This window comes from Kribbella sp. NPDC004536 (genome assembly GCF_042873835.1).
Lineage (GTDB): Bacteria > Actinomycetota > Actinomycetes > Propionibacteriales > Kribbellaceae > Kribbella.
On record NZ_JBIALY010000001.1, the window covers coordinates 1,172,985 to 1,191,235 of the forward strand.

Genomic DNA, 18,251 nt, shown 5'->3' on the forward strand with positions numbered 1-18,251 from the left:
GGTTGTTGATGTCAAGCGGCAACCCGCTCAGACCTCCTCGACACTGTTCGGCTCGCGCCGGGACAGGTCGATGCCCAGTTCCTCCGCCGCCCGGAAGACGTCCTCCTCGCTGTCGCGCATCTCGACCCGGCTTCCGTCGGACGAGAGCACCTCGACGTTGAGGCAGAGGGACTGCATTTCCTTGACCAGAACCTTGAACGACTCCGGGATACCCGGCTCCGGAATGTTCTCGCCCTTGACGATCGCCTCGTACACCTTGACCCGCCCGACGACGTCGTCGGACTTGATGGTCAGCAGTTCCTGCAGCGCGAAGGCGGCACCGTAGGCCTCCAGGGCCCACACCTCCATCTCGCCGAACCGCTGGCCACCGAACTGGGCCTTACCGCCCAGCGGCTGCTGGGTGATCATCGAGTACGGACCGGTCGAGCGCGCGTGGATCTTGTCGTCGACCAGGTGGTGCAGCTTCAGCATGTACATGTAGCCGACACCGATCGGGTCCGGGAACGGCTCACCCGAACGGCCGTCGAACAGCCGGGCCTTGCCCTGGCCGTTGACCATCCGGACGCCGTCGCGGTTCGGCAGCGTCGAGGACAGCAGGCCGGTGACCTCTTCCTCGGTGGCGCCGTCGAAGACCGGGGTGGCGACGTTCGTCATCGGCTCGGCCGCACCGGCGCCGATCTTGATCAGCCGCTGCGCCCACTCCTCCTCGTTCTCCGGATCCACTTCCCAGCCGCGGGAGGCGATCCAGCCGAGGTGGGTCTCCAGCACCTGGCCGACGTTCATCCGGCCGGGCACGCCCAGCGGGTTCAGGATCACGTCGACGTGGGTGCCGTCCTCGAGGAACGGCATGTCCTCGACCGGCAGGATCTTGGAGATGACGCCCTTGTTGCCGTGCCGGCCGGCCAGCTTGTCGCCGACCGAGATCTTCCGCTTCTGGGCCACGTAGACGCGGACCAGCTGGTTGACGCCCGGCGGCAGCTCGTCGCCGTTGTCGCGGTCGAAGACGCGGACACCGATGACGGTGCCCTCCTCGCCGTGCGGCACCTTCAGCGACGTGTCGCGGACCTCGCGCGCCTTCTCACCGAAGATCGCGCGCAGCAGCCGCTCCTCCGGGGTCAGCTCGGTCTCGCCCTTCGGGGTGACCTTGCCGACCAGGATGTCACCGGTGGTGACCTCGGCGCCGATCCGGATGATGCCGCGCTCGTCCAGGTCGGACAGCATCTCGTCGGAGACGTTCGGGATGTCCCGGGTGATCTCCTCCGGACCCAGCTTGGTGTCGCGGGCGTCGACCTCGTGCTCCTCGATGTGGATCGAGGTCAGCAGGTCCTGCTGCACGACGCGCTGGCTGAGGATGATCGCGTCCTCGTAGTTGTAGCCCTCCCACGTCATGAACGCGACCAGCATGTTCCGGCCGAGGGCCATCTCGCCCTCGTCGGTGCACGGACCGTCGGCCAGCGGCGTACCGATCTCGACCCGCTGCCCGGCATCGACCAGCGGGCGCTGGTTGATGCAGGTGCCCTGGTTCGAGCGGCGGAACTTCGCCATCCGGTAGGTCTGGTACGTACCGTCGTCGGCGGCGATCTCGATCAGGTCGGCCGAGACCTCCTTGACCACACCCGCCTTGTCGGACACGACCACGTCGCCGGCGTCGACCGCACCGCGGAACTCCATGCCGGTACCGACCAGCGGGGCGTCCGAGGTGATCAGCGGCACCGCCTGGCGCTGCATGTTCGAACCCATCAGCGCGCGGTTGGCGTCGTCGTGCTCGAGGAACGGGATCAGCGCGGTCGCCACCGACACCATCTGGCGCGGCGAGACGTCCATGTAGTCGACGTCGTCGACCGGGACGAGCTCGACCTCACCGTGCCGGCGGCGGACCAGGACGCGCTCCTCGGCGAACCGGTTGTCGTCGGTCAGCGCGGCGTTGGCCTGCGCGATGACGAACCGGTCCTCCTCGTCGGCGGTCAGGTAGTCCACCTGGTCGGTGACGGCACCGTCGGTGACCTTGCGGTACGGGGTCTCGACGAAGCCGAACGCGTTCACCCGGCCGTACGACGCGAGCGAACCGATCAGGCCGATGTTCGGGCCTTCCGGGGTCTCGATCGGGCACATCCGGCCGTAGTGGGACGGGTGCACGTCGCGGACCTCGAAGCCGGCCCGCTCGCGGCTCAGACCACCCGGGCCGAGCGCGTTCAGCCGGCGCTTGTGGGTCAGGCCCGCGACCGGGTTGGTCTGGTCCATGAACTGCGACAGCTGCGAGGTCCCGAAGAACTCCTTCAGCGCCGCGACCACCGGGCGGATGTTGATCAGGGTCTGCGGCGTGATCGCCTCGACGTCCTGGGTCGTCATCCGCTCCCGGACCACGCGCTCCATCCGGGCCAGGCCGGTGCGCAGCTGGTTCTGGATCAGCTCGCCGACGGTGCGCAGGCGACGGTTGCCGAAGTGGTCGATGTCGTCCTCTTCGACCACGATCTCGCCGCGCGGTGCCGGCAGCTCGGTCTTGCCCTCGTGCAGCGCGACCAGGTACTTGATCGTGGCGACGATGTCGTCGACGGTCAGCACCGCCTGGTCGTGCGCCTCGTCCCGGCCGAGCTTCTTGTTGATCTTGTAGCGGCCGACCTTGGCCAGGTCGTAGCGCTTGCCGTTGAAGTAGTAGTTCTCCAGCAGCGCCTGCGCGGCCTCGCGGGTCGGCGGCTCACCCGGACGCAGCTTGCGGTAGATGTCCAGCAGCGCGTCGTCCTGCCCGGAGGTGTGGTCCTTCTCCAGGGTGAGGCGGATCGACTCGTAGTCGCCGAACTCCTCGAGGATCTGCGCGTCGGTCCAGCCGAGCGCCTTCAGCAGGACGGTGACGTTCTGCTTGCGCTTGCGGTCGAGGCGGACGCCGACCATGTCACGCTTGTCCACCTCGAACTCCAGCCACGCGCCGCGCGACGGGATGATCTTGGCGGTGAAGATGTCCTTGTCCGAGGTCTTGTCCGGGGTGCGCTCGAAGTACACACCGGGCGAGCGGACGAGCTGCGAGACCACGACACGCTCGGTGCCGTTGATCACGAACGTGCCCTTGCGGGTCATCAGCGGGAAGTCGCCCATGAACACGGTCTGGCTCTTGATCTCGCCGGTCTCGTTGTTCATGAACTCGGCCGTGACGAACAGCGGAGCGGAGTACGTGACGTCCCGCTCCTTGCACTCGTCGACCGTGTTCTTCGGCGGCTCGAAGCGGTGGTCGCGGAACGACAGCGACATGGTGCCGCTGAAGTCCTCGATCGGGGAGATCTCCTCGAAAATCTCTTCCAGGCCGCTGGGGCCGGACAGGTCCGACCGCCCCTCGGCCTCGGCGGCGGCCACACGGGCCTGCCACGTTTCGTTGCCGACCAACCAGTCGAAACTGTCCACCTGCAGCGCAAGCAGATCCGGAACCTGGAGCGGCTCGGAGATCTTTGCGAAGGAGATGCGGCGGGGGCCGGTGACGTTGGAAATGCTGTCGGACTGGGGGTTGCGCGAGGCGACCAAGGGGCGTCCTTCCACGGGCTCGCAAAATCACATCGGTGCTGGGAGCGCACGCCAAGCCGCCCCAGTCAAGTCGGAGACCCGAGCAGAGGCGAGAGAAAGGCAGCGCAAAGCAATAGGCTACATGATCCAGGCAAGCCTGTCCAATGGGGTCCAACAGTTTGCCGTCGGACCACCCTCTCCGTCAAGGACCGACCCGGGGTCTCCAGCGGGTAGATCACCCACGAGACGTCCGGCGCCCCTCTGGTGCGGAGTCACCTAGAGGTTACAGTCCGGCGATCTCCTGGACCAGCCATTGGCGGCCGTTTCGGACCATCGTGAACCGGGTCCGGTTCAGGTCCACCCGGGGACTACCCTTCGTGATCGTACTGGTGGTCGTCTGGTTGACGAAGATGATCAGCGTGACCCGGTCGGCGTTGCCGTCCCGGACCGCCACCTCGCGGACGTCGGCCTTCACCGTGGCCTTGGTCTTGGTGGCCAGTTCGCCGGCGATCTTCGCGGTCTCGTCGAACTTCGCGGCGAAGTCCGGGGTCATCGTCGCGCGCGCGGCGGCGAAGCTTTTGTCCAGGTCACGGTAGTCGTAGCTGAGCGCGGTCTCGGCCGCCTTCCGGCCGGCCGCGGCCGCCTGGTCCCGCGCGTCCTCGGCCTCCTTGCCGTGCCAGGCCTTGATCCCGAGCACCGCGGCGACGGTCAGCGTGAGCACGACGACGATGCCGAGCGCGGCGGTCAGAACGTTCCCGAGACCTCGCGGACGGTCACTGTCCGTAGATGATTCAGGAGTAGCCGACTCGGCGACTGCAGGCTCTTCCGGCTCGGCTGTGGCCGGGGTCACATCCTCGGGACGCTCTTCTTCCGCCACCTCGGCCTCGGCGACCTCGGCCGCCTCGGTCTCGACGAGGTCCGGCTCGCCGGGTTTCGCGGTCCGGCGCTGGCCCGCGATCCGCGGGCGGTTCTTCGGGCTCGGCATCTCAGCCCACCACCTGGAGGTCGGCGGTCAGCCAGCGGTTCTTCTCGCGGACCATGTCCAGCTTGATCCGGTACCGGCGTTCGGTCCCGGTGGTCGAGGCCGTATTCGTCACCACCGCGTTCACGATCACCAGGACCTGGGCGGAGTCCTTGTCGTTCGACACCACGCCCGCCTCCTTCACGTCGCCCTTGGAGGTCGCCTTGTTCTCGACCACCTCGGTCCGGACCGCGTCGATGCCGGCCTGGAACTCCTGTTTGAACTGGCCGGTCGACTCGTCGATCACCCGCTGGAAGTCCGCGTTCGAGGTCTGGTAGTCGTACGTCGTGAAGTCCAGCGCGAGCTGCCGCGCCGCCTTCATCGCGCCGTCGCGCTCCGCGTCGTCCGCCCGCTGTTTGCGCAGCGCGACCACCGACAACGTCAGCCCGGCGAGTGCCACCACGAGCAACACACTGAGCGCCCAGGCCAGCAAGAGCCGGCCGTTCCGTGCGATCACTGGCCGGTCACCGGTCCGAGGATGAGTGCCTTCCAGGAGTCGCTGCCGAGCAACTCCTGCTGTCCGCCGGTCGAGCCGAGCACCATCGACGGCATCCCGCCGGTGCCGCCCGCCTGGCCGGTCGCCGGGTCGTAGCCGACGCCGTACCCGGTGCGGTTCAGGTACCGCGACGACGGCGCCGGCTTGTTCTGCGAGCCGCGGACGTTGATCCCGCTCGACGGGCTCGCCGTACAGGCCGCCTTGGTGTTCGCCTGGGTGTCACTGACGTCCTGGGGGACCCGCTTGTCCGTGCCGCCGTACCCGGGCCGGCAGGCCGGCGGGCTGAGGCCGACGACCAGCCCGAAGTGCGCGTCGTAGTGGCCGGTGCCCGGGTCCTTCGCTGGTACGACGTACCCGCCCATCGCCACCGCCGGGTACACCACCATCAGCTGCTCGACGGCATCCAGCCGGACCGCGGTCAGTTCGCTCACCGTCAGCAGGTTACCCAGCAGCACCGCGACGTCCGCGCTGTTGTCCCGGATCAGGCCGGTCAGCTGGCTGGACGCGAACGAGCCCTGGTCGACGACAGTACGCAGGCTCTTGTCCGAGGCGACCAGCGTGTCGGACAGCAGCGCGAGGTTCTTCGCCCAGGTCTTGATCGCGTCCCCGCTGGCGACCTGGGTGGCCAGCACGGTGTCGCCGTCGTTGATCAGCTTGATCGTCTGCAGCACGTTCGCGTCCGCGTTGTCGATCAGCTTGCCGGAGCTGTCGATGATCTTCTGCAGGTCGGTGCCCTTGCCCTTCAGGGCGGCGCCGAGCTCGTGCACCGTGGTCCGCAGGCTCTCTTTGTCGACCGAGTTCACCAGCTGGTCGAGGTTCAGCAGCAGCTCGGTGGTGTCGATCGGTACGGCGGTGTCCTGGCGGGCGATCTTCGAGTTGTCCTGCAGGTACGGCGCCCCGTCGCGGCGCGGTTGCAGGTCGACGTACTGCTCGCCGATCGCGGACCGGTTCGCGACCACCGCGAGCAGGTCGTTCGGGATCTTGAACTTCTTGTCGATCTCGAGGTTCACGTCGACGCCGTCGGACAGCAGCTTGAGGTCGCCGACCCGGCCGACCGGCTGACCGCGGTAGGTCACCTCGGCGCCGGAGAAGATCCCGCCGGACTCGGCGAAGCTCGCGCTGACCGTGTAGTTCTTGTTCACCACCAGCTGGTCGACCTGCGCGTACCGGGCGCCGACGAACGCGACGCCGACGACGGTGATCAGCAGGAACACCATCAACTGGATCCGGACCGCCCTGGTGATCATGAGACCGCTCCCGGCATCAGGGCCCGCGCCAGGTCGGGATCGAACCCGGACCGCTTGAGCTGTGGTGAGCAGACCGGCAGCCCGAGCAGCGTGATGCAGGTCGTCGTGGTACCGGTCGGGACCGGCAGCGACGGCAGCCCGCTGCCGCCGGCGCCCGGCTTGGTCGGCAGATGGACCGGGAGGCTGATCCCGAGTGTCGGCAGCGCCGTCGGGCCGACCGTCGGCAGGTCCAGCCCGATCAGGCCCTTGAGCGCCTTCTGGGTGTTCACGTCGAGGGTGATCCCGAGGTTGGTGTAGTCGCCCTTCGCGGCCTTGGCGGCCTGGTCCGGGAACGGGTAGGTGAACAACAGCTCCAGCGACTTCGGCAGGTTCGCGCCCGCCTCGGCCAGCTTGGTCAGCGTCGGGTACAGCGACTGCAGGTTCGCCACCAGGTCCTTCTGCGAGGAGGTGATCACCCGGGTCGCGGTGTTGCCGAGGGTGGCCAGCGCCTGCAGCGTCTTCACCAGGGCGGCGCGCTGCTGGTCGAGCGTCTTGATCGACTTCGGCAACGAGTCGATCGCGGTCGCCAGCGTCGCCTTCTGCGCGTTCAGCTTCTTCGCCAGCGCGTCCACCGACTTGATCGCGGTGATGATCGTCGCCTTGTTCTGGTCCAGCGTCCCGACGAACGTGTTCAGCTGGGTCAGCACGCTGCGGATCGCCGGCTCGTTCCCGGTCAGGGCCTTGTTCAGTTCCTGGGTGATGATCTGCAGCTGCGCCACCCCGCCGCCGTTCAGCAGCAGCGACAGCGCCGACAGCACTTCCTCGACCTCGACGTTGCTGGTCGTCCGCGACAGCGGGATCAGTTCGCCGTTCTCCAGTTTGCCGCGCGGCTGCTCCGACCCGGTCGGCCGGGACAGCGACACGAACTTCTCACCGAGCAGGCTGGTCTGGCGGATCGTGGCGTGCGTGTTGTCCGGCAGGTCGAGGCTCTTCGGCAGCTTGATCCGTACCTTCGCGACGTACCCGTCCAGCCAGACCTTCTCGACCGTGCCGACGGTGACGTCGTCGACCTTGACCGACGACTTCGGGACCAGGTCCAGTACGTCGGCGAACTCGACGGTGACGGTGTACGACGGGCCCTTGATCTTGGCGCCGCCGGGCAGCGGCAGCGAGTACACGGAGAAGTCGCACCCGGACAGCAGCGTCGCGAGCGCGGCGACTCCGGCGACCAACGACAGACGGCGCTTCATCGGACCAGCCCCCCGAGCGTCGGGTCCACCGGGTCCGGGCTGTTCAGCGGCGCCTTCGGCGCGGGCGCCCAGGGCGTACCGGCCGGGCCACCGCTGACCGGGGCGTTCGCACCGGTCAGCTGGGTGATCAGCGGCAGCTTGGCAAGTGCGTCCAGGACCGGCTTCAGCGCCGAGCACGTCGACATCGACTGGTTCGCCTGCAGCAGGATCGAGCAGATGAACGTCGCCGGGTCGTCCAGCTGGCCCGGGTTGATCCGCTGGTCCAGCGTGCCGTACTGCGGGTTGTAGATCCGGGCCAGGTTGCCGAGGCCGAGCGGCGCGGTGTCCAGCACCTCGGCGATCGCGGCCTTCTCCTTCACCAGGATCTGGGACAGCTGGGTGGCCTGCGAGACGGTCCCCTTGATCAGGGTCCGGTTGTCCCGGACGAACGTGCCGACCTCGGTCAGCGCGGTCGCCAGCATCGCCAGCGCGTTGCCCAGGTCCTTGCGTTCGCCGGCCAGCGTGGTCGAGGTCGCGGCGAAGTTCTGGTTGAACTGCCGGACCAGTCCGTCGTTCGCGGCCAGCGCCGACACGAACGTCTGCAGCTGCCGGATCGTGTTGAACAGCGCCGACGAGTTCCCCGACAACGTGCTGGTCAGCTTCGACACGTCGGTGATGGTCTGGTTGATCTTCGCGCCCTGGCCGTTCAGGTTCTTCGCGGAGACGTCGAGCAGCCGGGCCAGCGCGCCCTGGTCGTTCGCGCCCTTCGGGCCGAGCGCCACCGACAGGTCGTTCAGGCTCTGGTAGATCTGGTCCAGCTCCAGCGGTACGGCGGTCCGGTCGAGCGGGATCTCGGCGCCGTCGGCCATCACGTCGCCCTTGGAGTACGCCGGCGTGAGCTGCAGGTACCGGTCCGCGACGATCGACGGCGACGCGATCACCGCCTTCGCGGTGGCGGGCACCTTGAACTTCTCGTCCCACCAGAACTTCACCCGGACCGAGCGGCCAGCCGGCGTGATGCTGTCCACCTCGCCGACCTTGATGCCGAGGATCCGGACGTCCGACCCGGGGTAGATCGAGACCGCGCGCGGGAAGTACGCGGTCGCGGTCACCCGCTTCGGCTTCGGCCACAACGTGACCGCGCTGATCACGACGATCACCAGGACCACCGCCACCGCGACCAGCCGGGACAGTGCGTTCACCCGCATCAGCCGTTACCCCCGAGGATCTTGGGCAGCCCGGGAGGCAGCAGCTTGGGCAGCGGGATCTCCGGAACCGGCGCAAGGTTCTGCAGGTACGTGTCGAACCACGGCCCGGTGCCGAGCGTGTTGGTGAAGACCCGGACGAACGGCGCCAGGCCCTTCAGGCTCGCGTCGAGGGAGTTCTGGTTCTGCAGGAGCACGGCGAGGACCGCGTTCACCTTCTGCAGTGTCGGCGCCAGGTCCTTGCGGTTCTCCCGTACCAGCGCGGTGATCTGCGCGGACAACGCCTGCGTCGACACCAGCAGCTGGTGGATCAGCGCGCGCCGGGCCTGGACCGCCTGGAAGACCTTGTTGCCGTCCTTCATCAGCTTGATCAGTTGCTGGTTGCGGTCGGCAAGGACCTTGGTGACCACGTTCGAGTGCTGCAGCAGCAGTTTGAGCTGCGCGTCACGAGCAGCAACGTTCCTCGACAGCCGGGACAGCCCGGTCAGCGAGGCCTGCACCTCGTCGGGGGTGTTCTTGAACGTCGCCGACAGCGTGTCCAGGGCCTTCGCCAGCTGCGCGGTGTTGATCCGCTCGGTGGTGTTGGCCAGATCCGTGAACGCGTCGACCACGTCGTACGCCGAGATCGTCCGGTCCAGCGGGATCTCCGAGCCGGGCTTCAGCTGCCCCGAACCGGCCGGGTCGAGCTTCAGGTACTTCTGCCCGAGCAGCGTCTTGATCTTCATCTCGGCACCGGTCTGGTCGCCGAGCTTCACGCCCTTGTCGACGACGAAGTCGACCCGGACGTGGGTGCCCTCGAGAACCACGTCGCGGACCTTGCCGACCCGGACGCCGGCCACCCGGATCTCGTCGTTCGCCTTCAGGCCGCCGGCCTCGGAGAACTGCGCGGAGTACTTCGTCCCGCCGCCGATCAGCGGCAGGTCCTGGGCCTTGAACGCGGCCAGCATGATCAGCCCGATCACGGTCAGGCCGACGACGCCGATCGTCACCTGGTTCTGCTCGCGGAACGGCTTCACTTCTGGCACCTCGCCGAGTTCAGGTCGTACGAGACCGGGATGCGGGTGCCGGTCGGCAGCGTGACGTTGCCGTCGAAGTTGCACAGGTAGAAGTTGAACCAGGAGCCGTACGACGCGGTCCGGGTCATCGAGTTCAGCTTCTCCGGCATGAACTGCAGGGTCTTCACCCAGATCGACTGGGTGTCGTCGAGCGTGCTCGCGACCGTCCGCAGCCGGTTCAGGTCGGCCTTGATCGGTACCCGGGTCTGCTGCAACAGGCCTGCCGTCTTGGTGTTCAGCGAGTTGATCGAGGTCAGCGAGCTGAGGATCGGGTTGATGTCCTGGCTCAGGCCGGTGATGAACTGCTGCAGGTTGACCAGCAGCTGGGAGAAGTTCTGCTGCCGCTGCGAGACGATCTGCAGCGTCGAGGTGAGGTTCGTGATCAGGTCGCCGATCACCTGGTCGGCGTCGGCGAGCGTGGTGGTCAGCGACGCGGTCTTGGCCAGCAGCGACTCGATCGTGCCGCCCTCGCCCTGCAGCACCTTGATCACCTCGAACGCGAACTGGTTCACGTCCGCCGGGGTGAGCGCGGTGAACAGCGGCTTGAAGCCGTTGAACAGCACGGACAGGTCCAGCGCCGGTGTCGTCCGCTCCTTCGGAATGACGCCGTTCTTCTTCAGCCGCGGGCCGCCACCGACGCCGTCGGTGAGCGCGATGTACCGGTTGCCGACAAGGTTGCGGTAGCGCAGCGTGGCGTGCGTCGAGGTGTCCAGCACCTGGTCGGAGTCGACGCTGAACGTCACCATCGCCAGCGAGTCCTGGTACAGCTGGATCTTGTCGACCTGCCCGACCTTCACCCCGGCGATCCGGATGTCGTCGCCCTGGTTCAGCCCGACCGCGTCGGTGAACACCGCGCGGTACTTCGTGGTCGAGTTGAAGGTGATGTTCCCGATCGTCACCGCCAGCAGCGCGGTCGCGATCGTGGTCACCACCACGAAGATCCCGAGCCGCACGGTGTCGAACGTGGTCTTCTTGTCGAAGAAGCTCATCTGGTGACCCCCCTCGGCTGTTGGTGCGTAGCTCCGGTGTCCAGGTGGGTGCATCGCAAGGCGGAGGAGGTACTCGATGCGGGTTTCATCGTGTGCCGACGACAACGCAGCGAGGTGCCCACCTGGGCGCCGGAGATGCGTGCCGAACAGTCGAGGGGGGTCACCTTAGGTTCACCTGCCCTCCACGGAGGAGCGGGCCGATCAGCAAGGTGGTCAGGTCCGGTACGTCGTTCGGCGCGATGCCCATCTCGGGGCCGACGACCGAGTCGATCACCTTCTGCTCGGCCGGCGTACCCACACCCTGGGTGTCCATCGCGAACCCCGGCATCGCCCGGTTCAGCTGCAGGTTGAGCGGGAAGCGCTGGTTCTTGTTGTGGTCGCCGATCACGCCGTCGTCGCCGGTCACGTACGGCGCCGGGTTCTCCTGCGTGTACGGGCCGGGCTTCTCACCGGGGACGCTGTAGTTCCGGCCGACGCAGGTCGGGCCGCGGTGGTCCTTGTAGGCCGGCAGCTCGTTCGGCTCGTACGGCGTCGGCTGGTTGGTGATCAGCTCGAGGTTGATGTTCAGCCGGCCGTCGCGGAACGTGTCGTTCAGCCGTGGGAGCGTGTCGGCCATCACCCCGAGGAAGCACGGGAACTCCGGCGAGTACTTCTCCAGCAGATCCAGCACCGGGCGGCTCACCTGGCCGAGCCGGATCACCCGGTCCTCGTTCGCCTTCAGGAACGCGTCGCCGGTCGTCGACAGTTGCTGGACGTTCACGAAGAACGCCTGCAGCTGCTTCTCCTTCTCGACGACCGTGTTGCCGGTGATCGTCAGGTTGCGCAGCGCGCGGGCGAGGTCCGGTGTCACGTCGCCGTACAGGTCCGACACCTGGCTGAGCTTGGCGAGTGCGTCCATCAGCTTCGGGATGCTCGGGTTCAGCTTCTTCAGGTACGCGTCCAGCTGGGTCAGGGTGCCGGCGATCTCGGTGCCGCGACCCTCGAGCGCGGTCGCGAGCGTGTTCAGCGTCGCGTTCAGGTCGGCCGGGTCGACGGCCTGGAGCAGCGGGAGCGCGTCGTTCAGCACCTTCTCGATCTCGATGCCGACCGCGGTCTTGTCCCGGCTGATCACGTCGCCGGCCTTGATGTGCGCGCCTTCCGGGCCGTTCGGCGGGACCAGCGCGACGTACTTCTCGCCGAACAGCGTCTTCGGCAGGATCCGGGCGCTGACGGCGGCGGAGATCTCGTCCACCTGGTCCGGCTTCAGCGCCAGGTCGACAGTCGCCTCGTCACCGTCGGTGGAGACCTTGCGGACCTCGCCGACGATGATCCCGCGCAGCTTGACGTCCGCGTGCCGGTTCAGCTGCAGGCCGATGTGGCTGGTCTTCAGCTCGACGTTCACGGTACTGACGAAGACCTTCGCGTAGAACGCGTACGTCAGCCAGAGCAGGAACACCAGTACGCCGATGAACGCGACGCCGAGGATCTTGTGCGAAATGAGTCGGGTCATCCGGCCAGCCTCACGGTGGTCGTCGTACCCCAGATCGCCATCGACAGCAGCAGGTCGACGACGTTGATCACGACGATCGACGTACGGACGGCCCGTCCGACGGCGACGCCGACGCCCGCGGGGCCGCCGGTCGCGTGGTACCCGTGGTAGCAGTGCACGAGGATGACCAGCACCGAGAACACCAGCACCTTGCCGAACGACCAGAGCACGTCCCCGGGTGGCAGGAACAGGTGGAAGTAGTGGTCGTACGTACCGGTGCTCTGCCCATAGAACGTGGTGACGGTCAGCCGGGTCGCGAAGTACGACGCGAGCAGGCCGACGACGTACAGCGGGATGACCGCGACCAGGCCGGCGATGATCCGGGTGGTGACCAGGAACGGCAGCGACGGGATCGCCATCACCTCGAGGGCGTCGATCTCCTCGCTGATCCGCATCGCGCCGAGCTGCGCGGTGAACCCGCAGCCGACGGTCGCGGCCAGCGCGATCCCGGCGATCAGCGGGCCGATCTCGCGGGTGTTGATGTAGGCCGACACGAAGCCGGCGAAGGCCGACGTACCGATCTGGTTCAGTGCCGAGTAGCCCTGCAGGCCGACCTCGGTGCCGGTGAAGAAGGCCAGGAACGTGATCACGCCGACGGTACCGCCGATCACCGCGAGCGCGCCGGTGCCCAGCGTCACCTCGGCGAGCAGCCGCAGGATCTCCTTGCGGTACCGGGTGACGGACTTGCCGGACCAGGCCAGCGCCTTGATGTAGAACGCGAGCTGCTCACCGAGCCGGTCGAGCGAGCTCAGCGGCTTCTTCACCAGGGTGTCCATCAGGGCCGACACGTCAGGCCCCCTTCGGCGGGACGAGCTGGAAGTAGATCGCGGTCATCGAGAAGTTCGCGACGAACAGCAGCATGAACGTGATCACGACGGACTGGTTCACCGCGTCGCCGACGCCCTTCGGGCCACCGCCCGCGTTCACACCCTTGTACGCCGCGACGATCGCGGCGATCGCCCCGAAGACAAGGGCCTTCGCCTGTCCCTGCCACAGGTCTGGGAGATGCGCCAGCGCGGTGAAGGACGCGATGTAGCTGCCGGGCGTACCGTCCTGAAGCACGACATTGAAGACGTAGCCGCCCATCACTCCGACCACGCTGACGAACCCGTTCAGGAAGAACGCGACCAGCATCGTCGCCAACACTCGCGGGACGACCAGACGCTGGATCGGGTCGATCCCGAGCACCATCATCGCGTCCAGTTCCTCGCGGATCTTGCGGGAGCCGAGGTCCGCGCAGATCGCCGAACCGCCGGCGCCCGCGATCAGCAGCGCGGTCGCGATCGGCGACGCCTCCCGGACCACGGCCAGGACGGCAGCCGAACCGGTGAACGCCTGCGCGCCGAACTGCTTGATCAGGCCGCCGACCTGCAGTGCGATCACCGCACCGAACGGGATCGCGACCAGCGCGGTCGGGATGATCGTCACGCTCGCCACGAACCATGCCTGCTGGAGGAACTCCTTCAGCTGGAACGGCCGGCGGAACATGGCCCGGAAGGTGTCGAGAGCGAACGCGAAGAGCGATCCTGCGTGCTTCAGCGGGGCGGTAGCGGAGACGGTCACCTGGCCCCCACCGTCGAAGTGGCGAAGGATCCCGGTGGTGGGGTGACGCCGTTCTCCCGGCACCACTCGCCCGGTGGGCGCTGGGTCGGGCGGAGCATGCCGCTGCTGGGCAGTTGCTGGATCGGGATCGGCGGCAGCGGCGGCAGCTCCTGGCCGGCCTCGGCCGCGAGTTCCTCGGCGTCCTTCTCCTCCGACATCCCGATCGGGCCGACCATCTGCGCGTTCAGGAACTGCCGGACCACCGGCTCCTCACTGGACAGCAGCATCTCCCGCGGCCCGAACATGGCCAGGTGCCGGTGGTACAGCATGCCGATGTTGTCCGGCACGGTGCGCGCGGTGTTCACGTCGTGGGTGACGATCAGGAACGTCGGGCTGAACGCCTCGTTCAGGTCGATCATCACCTGGTTCAGGAACGACGTCCGGACCGGGTCCAGGCCGGAGTCCGGCTCGTCGACCAGCAGGATCTGCGGGTCCAGCACCAGCGCGCGGGCCAGGCCGGCTCTTTTGCGCATCCCGCCGGAGATCTCGCCGGGCAGCTTCTTCTCCGCGCCGACCAGGCCGACCATCTCCATCTTCTCCATCACGATGGAGCGGATGTCGGACTCGGACTTCCTGGTGTGCTCGCGGAGCGGGAACGCGACGTTGTCGTAGAGGTTCATCGAGCCGAACATCGCGCCGTCCTGGAACAGCACCCCGAACAACCGGCGGACCTCGTACAGCTCGCGCTCGCTGCAGGTCGCGATGTCGGTGCCCTCGATGTACACGTGACCCTTGTCGGGCTTGAGCAGCCCGATCAACGTCTTCAGGAACACGGACTTGCCGGTGCCGGACGGGCCGAGCATCACGCAGATCTCACCGGCCGGCAGGGTCAGGGACACATCGCCCCAGATCAACTGGCTGCCGAACGTTTTGGTGAGACCTTCGACGCGGACTTCTACGCCCACCGGCCCTCCTCACGGGATGTCTGCTGCTGCCCAACGAGAGGGCAGTGGCCTAGGTTACGCACGAGTACGGTTTTGCGTAACCCCTGGAAGTCAAGCGAAAGCGATCGTAGCCATCCGGAAATGCAAGAAGGACGGCCCCCGTGCGGGGACCGCCCTTCTCAACACATTCGTTACGTCCCAGGACGGAACGTAATCGAGGTCACTTCAGGGTGACGGTGGCGCCGGCGCCCTCGAGGGCCTCCTTGGCCTTCTCCGCGGCAGCCTTGTCGACCTTCTCCAGGACGGCCTTCGGGGCCGACTCGACGAGGTCCTTGGCCTCCTTCAGACCAAGGCTGGTGAGACCACGCACCTCCTTGATGACCTGGATCTTCTTGTCGCCGGCGCTCTCGAGGACGACGTCGAACTCGTCCTGCTCGGCGGCCTCCTCGGCGGCGCCACCGGCACCACCGGCTGCCGGGGCAGCGGCAACGGCGACCGGGGCGGCGGCGGTGACGCCGAACTCCTCCTCGAACGCCTTAACGAACTCCGACAGCTCCAGCAGGGTCAGTTCCTTGAACTGGCCGAGGAGCTCTTCGGTGCTGAGCTTCGCCATGATGGCGGTCCTTCCTGACAAAATGTTGCTTGGTGATCACTGATGGGGTGTTGCGGGAGATGCCTCAGCTGTCCGCTGCGGCGGTCTCCTCGGTGCTCGCCTCGGCAGGTGCCTCGACCGTGTCCTGCACCTCTGCCACCGCGTCCTGCACGGGGGCAGCGGCCTCGGCCGGCAGCTTGTCCTGCAGCGCCGCGAACAGGCGCGCGGCCTGCGACAGCGGAGCAGCGAACAGCGACACCGCGTTCTGCGGGGCCGCCTTCATCGCACCTGCGAGCTTCGCGAGGAGGACCTCACGCGACTCCAGGTCAGCGAGCTTGCTGATCTCGTCAGAGCTGAGCGGCTTGCCGTCGAGCACGCCGCCCTTGATGACGAGAAGGGGATTCGCCTTGGCGAAGTCACGCAGGCCCTTGGCCGCAACCACTGCATCGCCCTTGATGAAGGCGATGGCCGACGGACCCTCGAGCAGCGAGTCGAACGACTCGACACCCGCGTCCTTGGCCGCGATCTTGGTCAGCGTGTTCTTCACCACGGCGTAGTTCACGTCGTCACCGAGCGAAACTCGAAGCTGCTTGAGCTGCGCAACGGTGAGACCGCGGTACTCGGTCAGCACGGCGCCGTTGGAGCTACGGAACTCGTCCGTCAGCTCCGCGACAGCGGCTGCCTTGTCCGGCCTCGCCATGGGGGTCTCCTTCTATCGGCTTCCACGCCTCGGACCCCTGAAAAGAAGAAACACCCCTGCGCAGGCGCAAGGGTGTGAAACATACTGTGTCACTGTCCAAGTCACCTGCGCGGGCCGCCCGTCTCTCGACAGGACCTTCAGTCACCCGGAGGTGACGACCAGCGGTCTTCGGCAGTGAACAGTGTGCCTGGTGTCTGCCTGGTTTATCAAATCCGTTGTGGATGCGGTGGGATCCAGCGGTGCATCGCGGTGGCTGCAGCCCACCCCGTGCCTGCCATGATCACGATCGCCGGCGCCAGGCCGAGCGCGGCCGTCGCCCCGGCGAGCAGTAACGGCCCGGCACCGTTCCCGGTGTCCGCGAACAACCGGAACGCCCCCAGGAACTGCGCCCGGCCCACCGGCGGCGAGGCATCGGCTCCCAGCGTCATGATCACCCCGGCGCCGAGCCCGTTCCCGATCCCCATCAGCAACGCGACCGCGGTCAGCGTCGCCGTCGTATGCGTCAACGGCAACAACAGATGCGCCAGCCCGAGCACGAGCATCGACGGTACGGCGACCCACTTCCGCCCGAGCCGGTCCATCACGGAACCGGCCGGATAGAACAGCAGCATGTCCACCGCACCGGACAGCCCGAAGATCACACTGGTCGTCTGCGGATCCAGCCCGATGTGCAACGCCCACAGGGGAATCACCACCTGCCGCGACGCGCGTACCGCGCCGACCAGTAGTGCCCCGACGCCAAGGGTCCGCAGTACTGGGAAGTGGTCGCGGATGACGACCCAGGTGGATTGAGCAGCGACCGGGCCTCGTCCACGCCGGTGCTCTACGTCCGGCAGGCTCAGCAGAACCCCACAGGCCAGTACGGCGGCCACCAGGTGTACCCAGTACGCACCGTCCGTACCAAGGAACTTCATCGCGCCCGCACCAAGGAACGGGCCGATGAACGACCCGATGCGTTGCACACCGCCGAGCGTCGACAAAGCCCGGGCTCTCAGCTCAAGAGGCACTGCCTCGCTCAGATAGGCCTGTCGCGCAAGGCCCCAGACCGCGCCGGCCAGCCCGGTGCAACCGATAGCAATCGCCAATCCCCAGACGTTGGGAACGAGCAGACAGGCTGCAAGCGCAAACGAAACGAAGACCGTGGCCCCAAGCATCGCGCTGCGCTCACCGATCCGGTTCGTCAGCGCACCTGCAGGGATGTCACCGATCACCTGGCCCAGACCGGCTGCTGCTACGACCAGACCGGCAACAGCCACGGACGCGCCGAGGTGGGTCGCCGACAGCGCGACAACCGGCGCGATAGCGCCCTGACCGATGCCGTAGAGCAGCGCGGGCAGGTAGACGGCAGGGGCAATCTTCCAGAGAGTCCGGGCCTGTGACATCACCGGCCGCCGGCCAGCGCCGTACTGCGGTCCCGGGTGGCCGGGGTGGCTCCCAGCAGCTCCGACACCGACCAGGCACCTTCGGCGACTCTCATCCCGAACTCCTCCATCCGCTCCACCGGCATCCGCATCTCAGGGCCGGACACACTCAGACAGCCGGCGACCTGGCCGGAGTAGCCGAAGACCGGTGCGGCCACGCTGCAGATCCCCTCGGTCCGCTCGGTCCGTGACATCGCGTAGCCGCGCCGCCGGATCTCCACGAACTGCTGCGCGAGCACCTCCGGGTCGGTGATCGTCGCGGGCTGCACCTTCTCCAGCGGGCCTTTCAGAACCTCCTGCTGCCGCTCGAACGGCAAGAACGCCAGGAGCGCCTTCCCGGGCGCACCCTGCGGCAGCGCGACCGGCATGCCGAATTCCGTGTACGTACGGCGCAACTGGTGGAAGCTCTCGACCTGGTCCAGCACGACGCGCTGCCCCGACGGCAACAGCTCGTGCACGGCCGCGGTCTCCCCTGTGTCATCGCGGAGTGCACGCAGCACCGGCAGGGCCGCGTCGCGCAGACCGGCCGGGATCCCGCCGCTGTGCGCCAGTTGGACGACCAGCGGCCCGATCGCGTACCGCCGGTGCGCCGTCTGCCGGACCAGACCGTTCTCCTGCATCGCCAGCAACAGCCGATGCACGGTGCTCGTCGACAACCCCGTCGCCCGGGCCAGGTCGCTGATCCCGAGGTCCGGCGTCCGCGCGTCGAAGCACCGCAGGATCGCCACGGCCCGGTCGATCGACTGAACCGAACCACGCACTTCCTGCATGGTGAAACCATATCCCGCGATACGGGAAAGCTGTCGAGGTAGTG

Annotated in this window: 16 protein-coding genes; all 16 read right to left on the reverse strand. The window is 67.3% G+C overall.

All coding sequences use genetic code 11. From position 1 onward, the window contains the following. Positions 1-27 precede the first annotated feature (27 nt). The 16 genes from rpoB to ACFYRU_RS05835 all read right to left on the reverse strand — a co-directional run bounded on the left by rpoB (position 28) and on the right by ACFYRU_RS05835 (position 18,207). Positions 28-3,510 carry a DNA-directed RNA polymerase subunit beta gene (gene rpoB / locus ACFYRU_RS05760; protein ID WP_387653341.1) on the reverse strand — a complete coding sequence of 1,161 codons (3,483 nt, stop codon included), beginning with the start codon at positions 3,508-3,510 and terminating at the stop codon, positions 28-30. A 262-nt stretch (positions 3,511-3,772) separates the two neighbouring features. Further along, positions 3,773-4,474, reverse strand: a complete 702-nt coding sequence (locus ACFYRU_RS05765; protein WP_387653344.1) for a hypothetical protein — start codon at positions 4,472-4,474, stop codon at positions 3,773-3,775. A gap of 1 nt (position 4,475) precedes the next feature. Continuing rightward, positions 4,476-4,967 carry a hypothetical protein gene (locus ACFYRU_RS05770; RefSeq protein ID WP_387653347.1) on the reverse strand — a complete coding sequence of 164 codons (492 nt, stop codon included), beginning with the start codon at positions 4,965-4,967 and terminating at the stop codon, positions 4,476-4,478. Then, positions 4,964-6,253 (reverse strand): MCE family protein, encoded by a 1,290-nt coding sequence (locus ACFYRU_RS05775; RefSeq protein ID WP_387653350.1) that lies wholly within the window; start codon positions 6,251-6,253, stop codon positions 4,964-4,966. Before ACFYRU_RS05775 ends, ACFYRU_RS05770 begins: the two co-directional genes overlap by 4 nt. Continuing rightward, on the reverse strand, positions 6,250-7,482 hold the full coding sequence (locus tag ACFYRU_RS05780) for an MCE family protein (protein ID WP_387653353.1): 1,233 nt from the start codon (positions 7,480-7,482) through the stop codon (positions 6,250-6,252). The genes ACFYRU_RS05775 and ACFYRU_RS05780 overlap by 4 nt, the downstream gene beginning before the upstream one ends. After that, positions 7,479-8,669 (reverse strand): MCE family protein, encoded by a 1,191-nt coding sequence (locus tag ACFYRU_RS05785; protein ID WP_387653356.1) that lies wholly within the window; start codon positions 8,667-8,669, stop codon positions 7,479-7,481. The genes ACFYRU_RS05780 and ACFYRU_RS05785 overlap by 4 nt, the downstream gene beginning before the upstream one ends. Continuing rightward, complete coding sequence (locus tag ACFYRU_RS05790; protein ID WP_387653358.1) at positions 8,669-9,682, reverse strand: MCE family protein; 1,014 nt, start codon at positions 9,680-9,682, stop codon at positions 8,669-8,671. The genes ACFYRU_RS05785 and ACFYRU_RS05790 overlap by 1 nt, the downstream gene beginning before the upstream one ends. Then, a complete protein-coding gene (locus ACFYRU_RS05795; RefSeq protein WP_387653361.1) occupies positions 9,679-10,710 on the reverse strand; it encodes an MCE family protein in 1,032 nt (343 codons plus the stop codon). Before ACFYRU_RS05795 ends, ACFYRU_RS05790 begins: the two co-directional genes overlap by 4 nt. A 160-nt stretch (positions 10,711-10,870) precedes the next feature. Continuing rightward, entirely contained in the window at positions 10,871-12,199 is a 1,329-nt protein-coding gene (locus ACFYRU_RS05800; RefSeq protein WP_387653364.1) for an MCE family protein, read from the reverse strand. Beyond that, positions 12,196-13,014: an MlaE family ABC transporter permease gene (locus tag ACFYRU_RS05805; protein ID WP_387658019.1), complete on the reverse strand. Its 819-nt coding sequence runs from the start codon at positions 13,012-13,014 to the stop codon at positions 12,196-12,198. Before ACFYRU_RS05805 ends, ACFYRU_RS05800 begins: the two co-directional genes overlap by 4 nt. A gap of 13 nt (positions 13,015-13,027) precedes the next feature. Then, entirely contained in the window at positions 13,028-13,801 is a 774-nt protein-coding gene (locus ACFYRU_RS05810; protein ID WP_141854852.1) for an ABC transporter permease, read from the reverse strand. Next, positions 13,798-14,745 carry an ABC transporter ATP-binding protein gene (locus tag ACFYRU_RS05815; protein ID WP_387653367.1) on the reverse strand — a complete coding sequence of 316 codons (948 nt, stop codon included), beginning with the start codon at positions 14,743-14,745 and terminating at the stop codon, positions 13,798-13,800. The genes ACFYRU_RS05810 and ACFYRU_RS05815 overlap by 4 nt, the downstream gene beginning before the upstream one ends. Before the next feature lie 199 nt (positions 14,746-14,944). After that, positions 14,945-15,337: a 50S ribosomal protein L7/L12 gene (gene rplL / locus ACFYRU_RS05820; protein ID WP_387653370.1), complete on the reverse strand. Its 393-nt coding sequence runs from the start codon at positions 15,335-15,337 to the stop codon at positions 14,945-14,947. A gap of 64 nt (positions 15,338-15,401) precedes the next feature. Then, positions 15,402-16,016 (reverse strand): 50S ribosomal protein L10, encoded by a 615-nt coding sequence (gene rplJ / locus ACFYRU_RS05825; protein WP_387653372.1) that lies wholly within the window; start codon positions 16,014-16,016, stop codon positions 15,402-15,404. A 206-nt stretch (positions 16,017-16,222) separates the two neighbouring features. After that, on the reverse strand, positions 16,223-17,398 hold the full coding sequence (locus ACFYRU_RS05830) for an MFS transporter (RefSeq protein WP_387653374.1): 1,176 nt from the start codon (positions 17,396-17,398) through the stop codon (positions 16,223-16,225). Further along, the gene (locus ACFYRU_RS05835; protein ID WP_387653377.1) at positions 17,398-18,207 is read right to left on the reverse strand and encodes an IclR family transcriptional regulator; all 810 of its coding nucleotides are present in this window, start codon (positions 18,205-18,207) and stop codon (positions 17,398-17,400) included. Before ACFYRU_RS05835 ends, ACFYRU_RS05830 begins: the two co-directional genes overlap by 1 nt. Between the last annotated feature and the right edge of the window lie 44 nt (positions 18,208-18,251).

Coding starts and splice junctions, on each gene's coding strand:
- ACFYRU_RS05805 (WP_387658019.1), bottom strand. CDS start 13,014: ATGGACACCCTGGTGAAGAAGCCGCTGAGCTCGCTCGACCGGCTCGGT.
- rplL (WP_387653370.1), bottom strand. CDS start 15,337: ATGGCGAAGCTCAGCACCGAAGAGCTCCTCGGCCAGTTCAAGGAACTG.
- ACFYRU_RS05795 (WP_387653361.1), bottom strand. CDS start 10,710: ATGAGCTTCTTCGACAAGAAGACCACGTTCGACACCGTGCGGCTCGGG.
- ACFYRU_RS05785 (WP_387653356.1), bottom strand. CDS start 8,669: ATGCGGGTGAACGCACTGTCCCGGCTGGTCGCGGTGGCGGTGGTCCTG.
- ACFYRU_RS05765 (WP_387653344.1), bottom strand. CDS start 4,474: ATGCCGAGCCCGAAGAACCGCCCGCGGATCGCGGGCCAGCGCCGGACC.
- rplJ (WP_387653372.1), bottom strand. CDS start 16,016: ATGGCGAGGCCGGACAAGGCAGCCGCTGTCGCGGAGCTGACGGACGAG.
- ACFYRU_RS05775 (WP_387653350.1), bottom strand. CDS start 6,253: ATGATCACCAGGGCGGTCCGGATCCAGTTGATGGTGTTCCTGCTGATC.
- ACFYRU_RS05780 (WP_387653353.1), bottom strand. CDS start 7,482: ATGAAGCGCCGTCTGTCGTTGGTCGCCGGAGTCGCCGCGCTCGCGACG.
- ACFYRU_RS05835 (WP_387653377.1), bottom strand. CDS start 18,207: ATGCAGGAAGTGCGTGGTTCGGTTCAGTCGATCGACCGGGCCGTGGCG.
- ACFYRU_RS05800 (WP_387653364.1), bottom strand. CDS start 12,199: ATGACCCGACTCATTTCGCACAAGATCCTCGGCGTCGCGTTCATCGGC.
- ACFYRU_RS05830 (WP_387653374.1), bottom strand. CDS start 17,398: ATGTCACAGGCCCGGACTCTCTGGAAGATTGCCCCTGCCGTCTACCTG.